Consider the following 1,006-nt stretch of genomic DNA (forward strand, 5'->3'; position numbering starts at 1 on the left):
CCTCGCCGCCAGCCAGATCAAGCTCTTCCAGACGGACATGGAAGCCCTCAACGTGCTGGCCCCGGACCACTATGTGGGCGCCGTTGAAGCCATCCCCCTGATCGTGCCCGCCATCGAACGGCTGGTGCAGCGTGGACTGGCGTACCGGGTGGCCGGCACTGCCGGCGAGCCTGACGGGGACGTCTATTACGACGTCGAGGCCGCCAGCAAGCACTCCGCCGAGGCCACGGATGCCTGGACCCTCGGGGCCGTGTCCGGGCTGTCCGACGCCGAGATGCTGGAGCTCTTTGCCGAACGCGGCGGCGACCCCGGCCGGGCCGGCAAGCGGCAGGCCCTGGACCCGCTGCTCTGGCGGGTTGCCCGCGAGGGCGAACCGAGCTGGCCGGGCGGCGACCTCGGCGAGGGCCGGCCCGGATGGCACATCGAATGCACCGTCATCGCCCAAAAGTACCTGCCGGCCCCGTTCACAGTGCAGGGCGGCGGCTCGGACCTGATCTTCCCGCACCACGAAATGGGCGCCGGGCACGCCTACTCACTGGCCGGCGTTCCGCTGGCGCAACACTTCGCGCACGCCGGCATGGTGGGACTGGACGGCGAGAAGATGAGCAAGTCCAAGGGGAACCTGGTCCTGGTTTCCAAACTCCGCGCCGCCGGCGAGGATCCGGCCGCGATCCGGCTGGCCATCCTGGCCCACCACTACCGCAGCGACTGGTCCTGGACCGAGACGGGGTTCGCCGAAGCCAAGGAAAGGCTCCGCACCTGGCGGACCGCCGCCGCGGCGGCACCCGTTGGGTCGGCCGCCGGGCTGGTGTCCCGCCTGCGGGCCGAGCTCTCCAACGACCTGAACGCCCCCGGGGCCGTCGCCGCCGTCGATGACTGGGCAAAATCGGCCCTCGAGGCCGGCCACACCGGATCCCCGTCGGATGCCGCACTGGTGAGCGACGCCGTCAATGCGCTGCTCGGGGTCGAACTCTAAGCACGGCCCGGCGACGCGCCCATCGGCTGG

General features: G+C 71.3%; 1 pseudogene (running past one end of the window). It reads left to right on the plus strand.

The annotated features are described in order from the left end of the window. A pseudogene (gene mshC / locus K789_RS22835) lies at positions 1-976 on the plus strand (cysteine--1-D-myo-inosityl 2-amino-2-deoxy-alpha-D-glucopyranoside ligase) (it extends 312 nt beyond the left edge of the window). Positions 977-1,006: the final 30 nt, after the last annotated feature.

This window comes from Arthrobacter sp. TB 26 (assembly GCF_000427315.1).
Lineage (GTDB): Bacteria > Actinomycetota > Actinomycetes > Actinomycetales > Micrococcaceae > Arthrobacter.